This is a genomic window from Saccharothrix sp. NRRL B-16348 (genome assembly GCF_001280085.1).
GTDB lineage: Bacteria > Actinomycetota > Actinomycetes > Mycobacteriales > Pseudonocardiaceae > Actinosynnema.
Genome location: NZ_LGED01000002.1, coordinates 96,109 through 109,800, shown reverse-complemented (window position 1 = coordinate 109,800; position 13,692 = coordinate 96,109). Strand labels below are relative to the sequence as shown.

11 protein-coding genes are annotated in these 13,692 nt (G+C 72.7%); 6 read left to right on the top strand and 5 right to left on the bottom strand.

All coding sequences use genetic code 11. The features are described from left to right. The 3 genes from ADK67_RS02815 to ADK67_RS02805 all read right to left on the bottom strand — a co-directional run bounded on the left by ADK67_RS02815 (position 1) and on the right by ADK67_RS02805 (position 3,162). The gene (locus ADK67_RS02815; protein ID WP_053714781.1) at positions 1-354 is read right to left on the bottom strand and encodes a DsrE/DsrF/TusD sulfur relay family protein; all 354 of its coding nucleotides are present in this window, start codon (positions 352-354) and stop codon (positions 1-3) included. A gap of 532 nt (positions 355-886) precedes the next feature. Further along, complete coding sequence (locus tag ADK67_RS02810; protein WP_231647982.1) at positions 887-1,933, bottom strand: endo-1,4-beta-xylanase; 1,047 nt, start codon at positions 1,931-1,933, stop codon at positions 887-889. Between the two features lie 65 nt (positions 1,934-1,998). Beyond that, the gene (locus tag ADK67_RS02805) at positions 1,999-3,162 is read right to left on the bottom strand and encodes a DUF418 domain-containing protein (RefSeq protein ID WP_053714780.1); all 1,164 of its coding nucleotides are present in this window, start codon (positions 3,160-3,162) and stop codon (positions 1,999-2,001) included. 79 nt (positions 3,163-3,241) lie between these two features. Here ADK67_RS02805 and ADK67_RS02800 point away from each other — a divergent pair, with 79 nt between their 5' ends. Then, on the top strand, positions 3,242-3,844 hold the full coding sequence (locus ADK67_RS02800) for a TetR/AcrR family transcriptional regulator (RefSeq protein ID WP_082403164.1): 603 nt from the start codon (positions 3,242-3,244) through the stop codon (positions 3,842-3,844). 6 nt (positions 3,845-3,850) lie between these two features. Here ADK67_RS02800 and ADK67_RS02795 read toward each other — a convergent pair whose 3' ends face one another. Beyond that, a complete protein-coding gene (locus tag ADK67_RS02795) occupies positions 3,851-5,014 on the bottom strand; it encodes a M20 metallopeptidase family protein (protein WP_053714779.1) in 1,164 nt (387 codons plus the stop codon). A gap of 104 nt (positions 5,015-5,118) precedes the next feature. Here ADK67_RS02795 and ADK67_RS02790 point away from each other — a divergent pair, with 104 nt between their 5' ends. From ADK67_RS02790 to ADK67_RS02770, 5 genes are all read left to right on the top strand, one after another. After that, the gene (locus ADK67_RS02790; RefSeq protein WP_053714778.1) at positions 5,119-6,135 is read left to right on the top strand and encodes an Lrp/AsnC family transcriptional regulator; all 1,017 of its coding nucleotides are present in this window, start codon (positions 5,119-5,121) and stop codon (positions 6,133-6,135) included. A 25-nt stretch (positions 6,136-6,160) separates the two neighbouring features. Then, positions 6,161-7,162 carry a glycosyltransferase gene (locus ADK67_RS02785; protein ID WP_053714777.1) on the top strand — a complete coding sequence of 334 codons (1,002 nt, stop codon included), beginning with the start codon at positions 6,161-6,163 and terminating at the stop codon, positions 7,160-7,162. A 135-nt stretch (positions 7,163-7,297) separates the two neighbouring features. Further along, the gene (locus tag ADK67_RS02780; RefSeq protein WP_053714776.1) at positions 7,298-9,535 is read left to right on the top strand and encodes a glycoside hydrolase domain-containing protein; all 2,238 of its coding nucleotides are present in this window, start codon (positions 7,298-7,300) and stop codon (positions 9,533-9,535) included. Then, the gene (locus ADK67_RS02775; RefSeq protein ID WP_053714775.1) at positions 9,532-10,800 is read left to right on the top strand and encodes a glycosyltransferase; all 1,269 of its coding nucleotides are present in this window, start codon (positions 9,532-9,534) and stop codon (positions 10,798-10,800) included. Before ADK67_RS02780 ends, ADK67_RS02775 begins: the two co-directional genes overlap by 4 nt. 68 nt (positions 10,801-10,868) lie before the next feature. Then, positions 10,869-12,293, top strand: a complete 1,425-nt coding sequence (locus ADK67_RS02770) for an MFS transporter (RefSeq protein WP_331459226.1) — start codon at positions 10,869-10,871, stop codon at positions 12,291-12,293. Positions 12,294-12,297: 4 nt separating this feature from the next. On the opposite strand, the gene ADK67_RS02765 is transcribed toward ADK67_RS02770, so the two are convergent. After that, positions 12,298-13,689: an FAD-dependent oxidoreductase gene (locus ADK67_RS02765; protein WP_197289242.1), complete on the bottom strand. Its 1,392-nt coding sequence runs from the start codon at positions 13,687-13,689 to the stop codon at positions 12,298-12,300. Between the last annotated feature and the right edge of the window lie 3 nt (positions 13,690-13,692).

Below are 13,692 nucleotides of genomic sequence, written 5' to 3'. Positions count from 1 at the left end.
TCAGACGTTGATGACCTTGTCGGCCCACACGGTCCACTCGGCCAACTCCGCCATGCCGGAGCGGTGGCTGCCGGACACCAACCGGTCGTCGGCGATGGCGCGGGCGTCCATGCAGGTGCCGCAGTTGCCGACCACGCCGCCCTTCTCGGTGAAGCCCTTGAGCATCTTGGCGAGGTTGTAGAAGCCGTTGGGCGTCTTCTGGCCGTCTGCGGTGGCGGCGACGGCGTCGGCGAACATGAAGATCTTGACCTCGTGGTTGCCGTCGGCGTCGATCAGCTGACGCGCCCACCGGATGCCGTTGTAGGTGCGTTCGGTGCCGTAGGGAGGGTCGTGCAGGACGATCAAGAACTTCATGGGTCTCTCCTGGTGGTCGCCGGGGATCGTGTCCAGGTGCGGTGGAGCCGGGACATGGCGGAGAGGTCGCCCGGTCGAACCGCCGACCACCACGAGTCTTATCCCGTAATCCACTTAACACTGGATTAGTATAGGAGTGATCGACGTGCGCGCAAGCTCTGTCAGGAGCAATGCGGAGCCGCCCGGTCAGGTCCGGGCGGCTCCGCGTCGGGTGGTGAGGGTGGTCGCCGCCGAGTCGACCGCGGCGATGCGGAAGCTCAGCAGCGAGTTCCGGGTGGTCGTGACCGGGTCGATCATCTCGATGGGCGTGGTGATGACCGGAAGTCCGTTGGCGAGACCGCCGTGCGGGGTGGTGAGGGCGTAGGTGCAGGCGCCGGGGTGTCGGCGGTGGCGGCGGTCGGGTCGGCCAGGTTGACCGCGGCGACGAGCGCGTTCTCGCCGCAGGCCACGGGGATGGTGGCGGCCTGTGCGGCGGGGTGAACCCTGTGGCCGAACGGCATCACCGATTGTGAGCCGCCTCCGGCCAGGTGCCTTACGGGCACGGGCCGCCGTCGAGCGCGTTCAGGACGGCGGTGTACGCGGGCTTCTTGGCGCCGGTCGAGTCGAACAGCAGCGGCGTGCCCGAGGCGCGCCACGAGTCGCTGTCGCGGATGCCCCACACCGTGATCCCGGTGCACCGGCTCACCGCCAGGCAGGCCGTCACGGCACGCCGGTAGTTCTCCGCCTGGGTGGCGCCGGAGCCCTCGATGTCCAGCTCGGTCAGCTGCACGTCCACGCCGAGCGCGGCGAAGTTGCGGATCGTGGTGGCGAAGTCGGCGGGCACCGGGTGGTTGGCGGTGAAGTGCGACTGGAGGCCGACGCAGTCGATCGGCACGCCGCGCGCCCGGAAGTCGCGCACCATCCGGTGCACGGCCTGGGTCTTGGCGTGCGCCCAGTTCTCGATGTTGTAGTCGTTGTAGCAGAGCTTCGCGCCGGGATCGGCCGCCCGCGCCGCGCGGAACGCGGCCTCGATCCAGTCGTCGCCGGTGCGCTGGAAGTTGGAGTCGCGCCGGGCGCCGGACGTGCCGTCGGCGAACGCCTCGTTGACCACGTCCCAGGCGAAGACGCGGCCCCGGTAGTACGCCGCCACCTGCGTGACGTGGTTCAGCATCGCCTGCCGCAGCGCCGCGCCCTGCAGGTTCACCAGCCAGGACGGTTGCCCCGGGTGCCAGAGCAACGTGTGGCCGCGCACCCGCTTGCCCTGCCGCACGGCGTGGTCCACGATCCGGTCGGCCGGGCCGAAGGTGAACCGGCCCTGCTGCGGCTCGGTGGCGTCGAGCTTCATCTCGTTCTCGGGCGTGACCACGGCGAACTCGCGGTCCAGGATGCCCGTGTACACCGGGTCGGCCAGCTTGTACCCCTGGACGCCCGCGCCGAAGTACCGGCCGCTGCGCTCGGCCGCCGAGGCGAGGGTGGCCGAGGCGAGGGTGTCGGTGGCGAGGGTGTCGGTGGGAGTGGCGGCGGCCGGGCCGACCGGCAGCAGCACGCCCGCCGCGACCAGCGCTGCGGTGATCAAGGACGTTGATAAGGGCTTGCGCACGTCGACGGTCCCTTCCGAGGCGGTGGCGATCCACGATGGGTGCGCCTCACCGGGCCGGGCAATGGTTATCGAACATTTTCGAAACCCTTGCGGCCGTAGGTGAGTCGGCGCAGCAACCATTCGGCCGGACCGCCCCGGTCCGCGCGGCGCAACGCGTCGGCGAAGGCCACCGTGGCCAGCCACGTGACGACCGCGATCCCGGACGCCGCCGCCGTGCCCAGCTCGGCGCCCAGCCCGCCCGCGTACGGCACGAACACCGCCACGAACACCACGGACTGCGACAGGTAGCAGGTCATCGACCGCCGTCCGCACGCCGCCAGCGCGGTCAGCGCCCACCCCGGCCGCGTGACCCGGGCGGCCACCAGCCCGATCAGCGCCGCGTACCCGAGTCCGCCGGCCAACCCCGTGACGCCGTGCAGCACGTACGCCGGCACCGCGAGCGCACCGAGCGTCCAGACCTGCGCGTCCACCAGTGCCAGCGGGAGTCCGCCCAGCACCGCCGACCCGATGCCGACGACGGCGGTGACGCGCAGCGCGGTGACGTGACGGCCCGGCTCGTCCAGCAGCCGGCGGCGCGCGGCCCACACGCCGAGCAGGACCGGGATCACCAGCTCCACCACCAGGAACGGCGTCAGCACACCCCACAACGCCAGGCGCTCACCCACCGCCGCCACCGGGTCGGTCGCGGCGGCCATGCCCGAGGGCCCGCCGAACTCGGCGATCCGCAGCCCGTTGACCAGGGCCGCGGCGGCGTGCACGAGCAGCCACGCGCCCGCGAACACCACGAGCGTCCGGTCACGCCACCGCAGCACGCCGACCATCAGCAACCCCGCCAGCCCGTAGGCGGCGAGGATGTCGCCGAAGAACAGCAGCAGCGCGTGGCCGAACCCGAACACGAGCAGCCACCGGCTCCGCCTGCGCAGCAGCCGGCGCGTGTCCGCCCAGTCGCCGGCCCGCTTGCCGGCCAGCTGCACGAACCCGTAGCCGAACAGCGCCGCGAACATCGGCATGGCCCGGCCGTCGACCAGGGCCACCTGGATCCCCGTGACGACGCGGTCGAGCGCGCCGCCGTCCAGCGCGTACGCCCGGTACCCGGTCGGGTGGCCGGACAGGTACATGTGCGCGTGGGCCAGCGCGATCAGCAGCAGCATCACGCCGCGGGCCAGGTCCGGCGCCAACGCGCGTCCACCGGTGAGCGGCCGGTCGAGCATGGCGGAAGATGGGGACAACGGAACACCTCAATTGGATACGGTGACGTAGCTTATCTCGCCGATAAGATACGACACCGTGTCTTGAAGCGGAAGTGACATGGAGAAAGCGGCTGCCAAGGCCCCGGAACGACGGCGTGGCGAGGCGCTGGTGCGCGCCATCCACGAAGCCGCGCTCGCCGAACTCGCCGAGGTCGGGCTGGGCCAGCTGAGCATGGAGGGCATCGCGCGCCGGGCGTCCACCGCGAAGACGGTGCTCTACCGGCGCTGGGCGACACCGCACGAGCTGCTGGTCGACGCCGTGGCGCAGGCCCACCCGGTGGAGGTGCCCACCCCAGCGGCGGACGACCTGCGCGCCGACCTGATCGCGGCGCTCACCGTGCTCACCGACTGGATGCGGACGCCCGCGGCCAACGCCGTGCTGGCGATCATGTTCGAACGCCACCGCTACCCGGACCTCGCCGAAGCCCTCTACCGCGACGTCTTCGACCCCAGGGGCGGCACGTTCACCACCACGGTCCTGCGCCACTACGCCGCCAACGGCGGCCTGGACCCCCGCCGGCTGACCCCGATCACGACCCAGATCGGCGAGGCGATGGTCTTCAAGCTGTCCATGGACCTGGGCCGCTTCCCGACCGCGGACGAACTGGCCGCGATCGTCGACGAGGCCATCCTCCCGGCCCTCGGCTTCCCGCCCGCCTGACGGCACTCACCGGGCGCCGCGGCGCAGCGCGAGTTCGGCGAGGACGGTGGCGCCGTCGGGCAGCAGCGCGTCGTCGAACCGGGCGAGAGGGGAGTGGTTGTCGGTGCCGTCGCCCGCGCCGAACGGGATGAACGCGCCGGGGACCTCTTGCAGGACGCGGGAGAAGTCCTCGCCGCCCGGCATGGGGTCGGCCAGCGGCCGGAACCGCCCGCCGAAGAGGTCGGTGATCGTCTCGGCGACGAACGCGGTCTCCCGCGGGTCGTTGACCGTCATCGGGTAGCCGTCGACGTAGTCCACCTCGGCTCGCAGGCCGTGCGCCTGCGCGATCGACCGCGCCAGCGTGACCGCCGCGTCCTTGACCCTGGCCTTGGCCGGCGCGGAGAACGAGCGGACGGTCGCCTCGAACCGCGCGGTGTCGGGGATGACGTTGCGCTTGCTCCCGGCGTGGAACGACCCCACGGTCACCACCACCGGGTCGAAGATGTCCGACTGGCGGGTGACCATGGCCTGCAACGCGGTGACGATCTCGCACGCGACCGGGATCGGGTCCTTCGCGCGGTGCGGCCGGGCGCCGTGCCCGCCGGCGCCGACGACGGTGACCTCCAGCCCGTCGGACGCCGCCATCGTGGTGCCCGGCCTGGCCGAGAACACGCCGTGCGGCACGCCCGCGCCGAACACGTGCAACGCGTAGGCGGCGTCCGCTCGGCGGCCCGCGGCGTCCAGCACGCCCTCGGCGATCATCGCCGCCGACCCGTCCCACCCCTCCTCGCCGGGCTGGAACATGAAGACGACGTCACCGGTCACCTCGTCCCGCCGCGCGGCGAGCAGGTGCGCGGCGCCGACCAGCATCGCGGTGTGCATGTCGTGCCCGCACGCGTGCATCGCGCCGTCCACCCGGGACGCGTACTCCAGCCCGGTGCGCTCCCGCACGGGCAGCGCGTCCATGTCGGCGCGCAGCAGCACCACCGGTCCCGGCCGCGCGCCGCGCAGCACGGCGGTCACCGAGGTCAGCGACCGGCCCGGCGACACCTCCAGCGGCAGCCCGTCCAGCGCGGCGAGCACCTTCTCCTGCGTGCGCGGTAAGTCCAGGCCGATCTCGGGTTCGGCGTGCAACTGCCGGCGCAGTCGCACCAGGTGGTCCATCAGGGCCGCGTTCTCGCTCGCCGACATGGGTGACCTCTCCTCGGGTTGGTGGCGGGGCACTTGCCGAGAATCGCCACGGGTGCCACTCTCAACGCTCGAATTGTCAAGATCGCTCACCGGAGTGGCCGACTGTGCAGGATTCGTTCACGCCCGACGAGACCGACCTCCGGCTCGTCCACGCCCTGCAAGCCGCGCCGCGGGCCACGTGGCACGAGGTCGGCCGCGCGCTGGGCATCGACCCGGTCACCGCGGCACGGCGGTGGCAAGGACTGGTCGACGCGGGTCTCGCGCGCGTCACCGCCTACCCCGAGGTGCGGTTGTGGGCCAAGGACCACTGCAACGCGTTCATCGAGATCGACATCGAGCCGACCTCCCGCGCGCACGCCGTCGAAGTGCTGTCCCGCATCCCGCAGGTCGTCTCGATCTCGATCATCAGCAGCGGGCGGGACCTGTTCCTCACCCTCCTGACACCCGACCTCGCCACCCTGTCGCACGTCGTGCTGCACCGACTGCACGCGCTGCCGGGCCTGCGGCGGACGCGCACGCACACCGTCACCACCGTCTACGGCGAGGGCAACCACTGGCGGCTCGGCGCGCTCGAACCCCAGCGGCGTGCGCGAGCCGTGCCGCCGGGCCGGCCGACCGGGACCGGCGCCGTGTGGAAGCCGCACCACCGGGAAGTGCTGCGGGCGCTCGACGACGGGCGCAGGCCGGCGGCCGAGATCGCGGCCCGCACGGGCAAGAGCGGGTCCACCGTGCGCCGGTGGCTCAACGAGATGGTCGACGGGAGGTTGGTGTCGCTGCGGTGCGAGGTCGCCCAGCCGATCACGGGGTGGCCGATCGCCGCGACGTTCTGGGCCAGGGTGCCGCCGGACGAACTGGACCGGACCGCGACCGCGTTGACCGAGCTGCCGGAGGTCCGGCTGTGCGCGGCCGTCACCGGGGCGGACAACCTGGTGATGACGTTGTGGCTGCGCTCGCTCGGCGACGTGCAACGCCTCGAAGCCGAACTCGCCAGGCGGCTGCCCGCGCTCACCCTCACCGACCGCGCCGTGACGTTGCGCGCCGTGAAGCGGATGGGGTGCCTGCTCGACGACACCGGGCGGATCACCGACGTGGTGCCCGTCGACCCGTGGGCGACGCCGTGATCGCGCGCGGCGTAGGTTCGCCGCCATGCGCGTACTGTTCGCCGGCCTCGCGTCCGTGGGCCACACCTATCCGCTGATCCCGCTCGCGATCGCCGCCCGGGCCGCCGGGCACGAAGTGCACTTCGCCGTCGGCGAGGAGGTGCACGCGCCGTTGACCGCGAACGGGCTGCGGCCGTTCCGCCCCGCCGACGCGTTCTACGAGCTGTACGCCGAGGACCTGGAGCCGGAGCTGGCGCGCCTGCGGCCCGACCTCGTGGTGCACGGGTGGGGCGTGCCGGGAGCGGCGATCGCCGCCCGCCGGGCAGGCATCCCGGGCCTGTGGCACGGTTTCGGCCGGCTGTTCCCCGACGGGATCGGCCTGGAGCTGCCGACGAAGGCCGTGCCCGGCCTGCCGCACGTCGACATCTGCCCGCCGTCCTTGCAGGACAAGGACTTCCTGGCCGGCGAGGACAGGATCGAGCTGCGCCCGGTCGCGTTCTCCGAACCGGGAGCGCTGCCCCTCCGCGACGATCACCGCACGTCGCGGCCGCTGGTCTACCTGACGCTCGGCACCGCGTTCGGCACACCGGAACTGCTGACCGCGGTCAGCAGGAGCCTGGCCGCGCTGGACGCGCGCGTGGTCGTCGCGACCGGCCGGGTGCGGCCGGACCGGCTCGGTGACCTCCCGGACAACGTCACCGCGCACCAGTGGGTGCCGCAAGCCGACCTGCTGCCGCACGTGGACGTCGTCGTGCACCACGGCGGGAGCGGCACCACGCTCGGCGCGCTCACCGTCGGCGCGCCGCAGCTGATCCTGCCCCAGGGCGCCGACCAGTTCGCCAACGCCGACGCCGTCACCGCCGCGGGAGCCGGTGTGCGCCTGCTCCCGGACGAGGTGAGCGAGGAAGCCGTCGCCTCCATCGTCCGGACGCTGTCACGGCCTGGCGGCCACTCCGAAGCGGCCCGTGCGATCGCCGAGGAGATCGCCCGGATGCCCGCACCGGAGGATGTCGCCCGCCGACTCCCGGAGTACGCCGAACGCGGCTGAACCACGTCGTCAGGTGGCGACGGCCCGTCGGTGACCGCGACCCGTGACCCGGACCGGTGAACGGGGACGAGTCGTTCCCACCGAGTTCACGTCGCTGAAACCACGGGCGGCCCGGCGCCGACCTACAGTCTCGCCATCATCGACGAAATCGATCCCTTCATCGGAACGGCCGCGACCTCCCTGCCACCGGCGCAGGGTCTCGCGGCCTCTTGGTGGTGGCCGAAAGCGCAGATCGGCAACACCCACCCGGGCGCGACGTCCCCGCTCGGCATGGTGTCCGCCTGCGCCTACTCCGGCGCCTACCCGACCGGCTACGGCCGGTACACGAAGAACACCGAAGGCCTGCCCGAGGAGATGTTCGACCGGCCGCAGGCCTCCGGGTTCACCCACTTCCAGCAGTCCGGCACCGGCGCGATCCGGAAGTACTACAACTACGTCCGGGTGACCCCGATGGTGCAGCAGCTCGACGCGCTCGGTCAGGCCTGGCCGCTGCACGACGAGGTCGCCGAAGCCGGGTACTACGCGGCCACGCTCGACACCGGTGTCCGGTGCGAGATCACCGTCGGCTCGAAGGTCGCGGTCCACCGCTACACGTTCCCCGAGCACCGGGGCGCGCGCATCGTGGTGGACCTGTCGTGCGGCGGCCTGGCCATCGACCACGGCCACACGGTGCCGCTGCGCGCACACGTGGAGAGCATCGGCCACGGCCGCGCGCAGGGCACCGTCGTGGTGGAGGGCGTGCCGCTGTCGGTGTACATCGAGGTCGACTCGCCGGGCTGGCGGCAGATGCTCTGGCACGACCGCAGGCTCATCGAGGGCGGCACCCGGCTGGACTTCGACCGCATCCGGCAGACCACCCTGCGCCCGTTCGGGCTGCTGTTCCTGGGTCCGGCCACCGCCGGGCAGAGCGTCGAGGTGCGGATCGGCTTCTCCCTGCGCGGCTGCGAGCAGGCCAGGGACAACCTGCACCGGGAGTGCGGTCAGCACCCGCCCGCGTTCGACGTCATCCGGGAGCGCACCGAGGACCGGTGGCGCGACCACGTCGGCCGGATCGAGGTCGAGGGCGGGACGCCCGCCAGGCGGCAGGTGTTCACCACCGCCCTGTACCACTCGCTGATCAAGCCCTGCTTCGCCGACGACGAGAGCCCGTTCTGGCCCACGTCCGGGCCGTTCGCGTTCGACGTCTGCACGATGTGGGACATCTACAAGACCCAGGTGCCGCTGCTCGCCGCGATCGTGCCGGACCGGGCGGTCGACCTGCTGGAGTCGCTCATCCGGGTGTGCGAGGAGGAGGGCAACTTCCCGATCGGGTACCGGATGGCGCGCGGCGCGGACCGGTTCTTCCGGCAGGCCAGCGCCCTGGTGCACACCGCGCTGGCGGACGCGCACGCGTTGGGCCTTGGCGACCTGGACTGGAATTGGGCGCTGGTGCACATGGAAGCCGACCTGCGCCGGCTGTACGGCGAGGACTTCTACGAGCACGGCGTCGTGCACCCGATCTCGCACACCCTCGACCTCGCCTACGCCTACCACTGCACGGCGGGCGTCGCGCGGGCGTTGAACGACAGCCGCCTCGCCGACGACCTCGCCGCGCGCAGCCTGCTGTGGACCAACGCGTTCGACCCGGACACGGGCCTGCTGCACGACTCGTCGTTCTACGAGGGCGGCAAGTGGAACTACTCGTTCCGGCTGATGCACGACATGGCGGGCCGGATCGCGCTGGCCGGCGGCGACGACGCGTTCGTCGGCATGCTGGACTCGTTCTTCGGCTTCGGCGCGCCGCCGGTGGCGCAGCCCGGCAGGCGGCCCGACCCGGCCGAGATGGCGGTCGGCTACGCGCTGAACCGGTTCGAGGGCCTCAACAACGAGCCGGACATGGAAGCGCCCTGGTCCTACCACTACGCGGGACGGCCCGACCGCACGGCCGAGGTCGTGCACGCGGCGTTGACCTGGCAGTTCGGCACCGGTCCCGGCGGGCTGCCGGGCAACGACGACTCCGGCGGGCTCAGCTCCTGGTACGTGTGGGCCTCGCTCGGGCTGTTCCCGATCGCCGGGCAGAACCTGTTCCTGGTCAACGCGCCCGCGTTCGCGCGCGCCACCGTCCACGTCGGCGACCGCGACTTCGTCGTGGAGACGAGGGGCCACCGGGAGACGCCGGTCAGCTCCGACGGGCTGGAACGCGTGCCGCCACCGCAGTACGTGCAGTCCGCCCGGCTCAACGGCAGACCGCTGGACGTGGCGCACCTCAGCGCCGCCGACGTCCACGCGGGCGGGCGGCTGCAACTCGAACTCGGCCCGGAACCCTCGGCCTGGGGCCGTCGGGTCCGACCGCCGTCGCTGTCCGACCCACCCTCGACGGGAGCGCGCACATGAGCAGGCCGAACCGCCGCCTCGTCATCGTGGTCAGGGCCGATCCGGTGATCTGCGGCCACTCCGGCGAGGCGCGCAACCTCGCCGAGGTGGCCCTGACCCGCGGCTTCGACGACGTGCGGCTGCTGACGTGGCCGCTACCCGCCCTCCAGGCGGCCGGGCTGCCGCTCAAGCCGCTCGACCGGATCACGCCGTACAGCGCGGGCATCACGGTGGAGCGGCCGGAGCCGGTCGGCGACTACCGCGTGCCCGACGGCCGGTACCTGGCCGGGCTCACCGGCCGCCTGGTCGAGCTGCTCGCCGAACCGGTGCCGACCACGTGCCTGTCGATGTACCTCATGCCGCACACGGCGGTCGTGGGGGACGCGGTGGCGGTGGCGCGCGCGGCGGGGTTCTCGCCCGACGTCCGCACCATCGCGAAGGCGGTCGGCTCGGACGTCACCAACGTGATCCGCTCGTGCCTGCGCGAGGGCCGGTTCGGCGCGGCGGTGGCGCTGTTCACCACGTTCCTGGCCAACGACCAGGTGATCGCGGTGTCGGAGTACACGCGCCAGGAGATCGTCGCCGCCGCCGAGGCCGTCGACCTGCACTGCGGCACCCGGCTCGCCGACGAGTGCCGCGCGCGGGTCGCGGTCAGCTACCCGCCGATCGACACGTCCGCGTACCTCGACCTCGACCCGGCGCGGGTGGACGCCGCACTTGCCCGCCGCGGCCTCGACCGCGACGGCTACGTGCTGTTCCTGTCCCGGGTGGCGCGGGCCAAGGGCGTCCACGACCTGGTGGCGGCGTTCGCCCGGTCGAGGGCCCGGTCGCGGGTGAAGCTGGTGATCGCGGGCAACGGCCCGGCGCTGGAGGAGGTCCGGGCGCTCACCCGGGACGACGACCGGGTGGTGCTGCTGTCCGACGTGGACGACGAGGAGAAGCCGCTGCTGATGCGCGGCTGCGCCGCCTACGCGTTGCCGACCAAGCCGGAGCCGGACTTCGTGGAGACGTTCGGCATCGCGTTGACCGAGAAGATGCTCGCGGGCGGCGGACCGGTGATCACGACGCTCACCGGCGGCACCGGCGAGGCGGTCGGCGGCACGGCCGTCATCGTGGAAGCCGGGGACGTCACGGGCATCGCCGCCGCGATCGACCGGGCGGTGCTGGACATGTCGCTCGAGGAGCGGCGGTTCATGGAGGACCGGGCCAGGGCGCACGCCCTGTCGTTCGACCGGGCGCGGGTGTTCGACGACCTGTTCGCCACCTCCGTGCCCGTCCAGCGCTGAGGCTCGCCGGCTCGGCCCACGACGGGTCGGGCAGCCGTTGATCGGGAACGAGTGGGACCCGCGGGGTCGTGATCGTTACTCTGATCATCTGCGACTACGGCGGGGGTGGCGGCATTCAAGGCGACGGTGTCGGTGTGGTGGCCGAGGAGGACGGGGCCGAGCCGTCGACGGCGCGCCGGATCCGGGCGGTGCTGGCCATCGGGCCGTTCCGGCGGCTCTGGGGCGCCACGTTCCTGTGCAGCGTGGGTGACTGGCTGTCGCTGCTGGCGTTGACCGGCCTGGTCACGAAGCTGGCCGCGGGCTACGGGTGGGAGGGGTTCGCGCTCAGCGCGGTGGTGCTGACCCAGCTGCTGCCGGGCGTGCTGTTCGCCCCGCTGGGCGGCGTGCTGGCCGACCGGTTCGACCGGCGCAAGGTGATGGTCGCCTGCGACCTGGCCCGCGGCGGGCTGTTCCTGTCGATCGCGTTCGTCGGCACGGCGTGGTGGCTGTTCGCGGCGAACTTCCTGGTCGGCTGCTGCGCGATGCTGTGGATCCCGGCCAAGGACTCGGCGGTGCCGAACCTGCTGAGGCGCCCGGACCAGGTGGAGACGGCCAACCAGCTCGGCCTGGTGATGACCTACGGCATCGCCACCGTCAGCGGGTTCAGCCTCTACTCGCTGATCGCGGGCATCCCCGGCTACCTCGGCGTCCGCGACGGCGACCTGGAGTTCCGGATCGCGACCATCGCGGTCGTCGTCAACGGCCTGCTCTACCTGTCGTCGGCGGTCCTGATCGCGGTGCGGATCCCCGAACTGTCCGGCCGGGTCGCGCCGCGGGGCAGGCGAGGCGGACCGGGCTTCCTGGTGATGATGCGCGACGGCCTGCGGTACGCGTGGCGCACGCCCCTGCTGCGCGGCCTCGTCATCGGCATGACCGGCGCGTTCGCCGCGGCGGGCGGGGTGATCGGCAGCGCCAGGCTCTACGCGTTGAGCCTGGGCGGCGGCGAGAGCGCGTACGGCACGCTGTTCATCGCGGTCTTCGTCGGCCTGGCGGCGGGCATGGCGACCGCGCCGAAGCTGTCCCGCCGGCTGACCTACAACCGGCTGTTCGGCGTCACGATCGTGGGCGCGGGCCTGAGCCTGGCCGTCGTGTCGCTCGCACCGCACCTGTGGTTCGCGCTGGTCGCGGTGGCCGTGGTCGGCGCGTGCGCGGGCGTCGCGTTCCTCACCGGGCTCACCATCATCGGCACGCGGGTCGAGGACGCCATGCGCGGCCGGATGGTGGCGCTGGTCCAGTCGCTGATGAAGGTCGTGCTCGGCCTGTCGACCGTGGTCGGCCCGCTGCTGGTCACCCTCGTCGGCCCCACGGCCGTGACCGTCTTCGACCGGTCGTTCGACATCGACGCCACCCGGCCCGTGCTGCTCGGCGCGGGCGTGCTCGCGGCCGTCGTCGGGCTGGTGTCGTACCGGCAGATGGACGACCGCCTGCTCCGGTCCTCTTCGGACGGTGGCTGACGGGCTACCGCGGCTCGTCCACGCCTCTGAGCACGCGCGACTCGGCCTCGGTGTACGGCGCGTCGGTCGTCGGCGGCCGGCCCGGACCGCGCAGGACGTCGAGGATCACGCGCGGTGACAGCATGAGCTTCCGCAGCGGTGTGGACAACGTGTAGGCGTCAAGCTGCGCCCTGGTGACGGTCGGCCGACCGGTCGCCGCGAGCACGAGCCGGTCGAGGTAGCGTTCCTGCAGCCGGGTGATCCGCCCGCGTGCCGGCCCGATCGTGCCGGGGTAGCGCAGGTCCTGGGAGACGGCCATGGCCCACGCGTCGTCCATCACGCGCGCGAACTCCCGTTGGAGCCGCTTGGCCGCCGCGCCGTCGAACCCGTGGCCGGCGAGGCCGTCGCGCAACGCCACCGCCTGCCGTGCCACGACCGTCATCCCGTGCCCGTACACCGGGTTGAACGTGCACGCGGCGTCACCGATCGCGACGAACCCGCTCGGCCAGGAGGAGAGGCGTTCGTAGCGGCGGCGGCGGTTGACCGTGGCGTGGAACCCGAACGGCCGGGTGAGCGGTTCCGCCGCGCTGATGAAGTCGGCGATGGCCGGGTGGCGCAGCCCGCGGGCGAAGGCGAGGAAGCCCTCCGGGCTGATCTCCGGCTCGCCGCCGCGGGTGCCGGCGAGGCTGACGATCCACCGGCGGCCCTCGATCGGCACCAGCGCGCCGCCCTGGCCGAACCGCGACGACCGCGGGTCGCCCTGGATGCTGAGGCCCGGGAAGTCTTCGCCGGCACCGGGAGGCACGCGGTACAGGCAGGTCGCGTAGACCATGCCGGAGTCGACGCGCTCGTCCTGGACGGGCGGCAGGCCGAGGTCGGCGAGCCAGGAGTCGGCCTTGGAGCCGCGGCCGGTCGCGTCCACCACGAAGTCGGCGCCGATGTCGCGCTTCACCCCGGTGTCGCGGTCGCGCACGCGTGCGCCGGTGACCTTCGTGCGGTCGCCGAGCAGGCCGACCACGTCGGTGGCCTCGACCAGGTCGACCCGGTCGAGCACCCGTTGCCGCACCACGCCGTCGAGCAGGGCCCGGCTGCACCCGATCACGAACTGCATCTCGTCCAGCCGGGGCAGCCATCCCGACTGGGTGAACACGAGCAGCCGGTTCGGCATCCCCAGGTGCTGCGCGCCCGCGTCGAGCAGGCTCGCGGTGAGGCCGGGCAGCAACTCGTCCAGCGCCCGGCTGCCGCCGGCCATCAGCACGTGGGCGTGCCGTCCCTGGGGCACGCCCTTGCGGTCGCCGTCGTCGCCGAAGCGGTCCCGGTCCACGACCGTGACGCGGTCCACGTGCCCGGACAGGGCGGCGGCGGCGAGCATCCCGGCCAGACTGCCGCCCAGGACCAGTGCGTGTGTGCCCGTCACGCG

What these genes read in the sequence shown, in the direction of transcription:
- ADK67_RS02795 (WP_053714779.1), bottom strand. Translation starts at nt 5,014, where the DNA reads ATGTCGGCGAGCGAGAACGCGGCCCTGATGGACCACCTGGTGCGACTG.
- ADK67_RS02815 (WP_053714781.1), bottom strand. Translation starts at nt 354, where the DNA reads ATGAAGTTCTTGATCGTCCTGCACGACCCTCCCTACGGCACCGAACGC.
- ADK67_RS02800 (WP_082403164.1), top strand. Translation starts at nt 3,242, where the DNA reads ATGGAGAAAGCGGCTGCCAAGGCCCCGGAACGACGGCGTGGCGAGGCG.
- ADK67_RS02775 (WP_053714775.1), top strand. Translation starts at nt 9,532, where the DNA reads ATGAGCAGGCCGAACCGCCGCCTCGTCATCGTGGTCAGGGCCGATCCG.
- ADK67_RS02785 (WP_053714777.1), top strand. Translation starts at nt 6,161, where the DNA reads ATGCGCGTACTGTTCGCCGGCCTCGCGTCCGTGGGCCACACCTATCCG.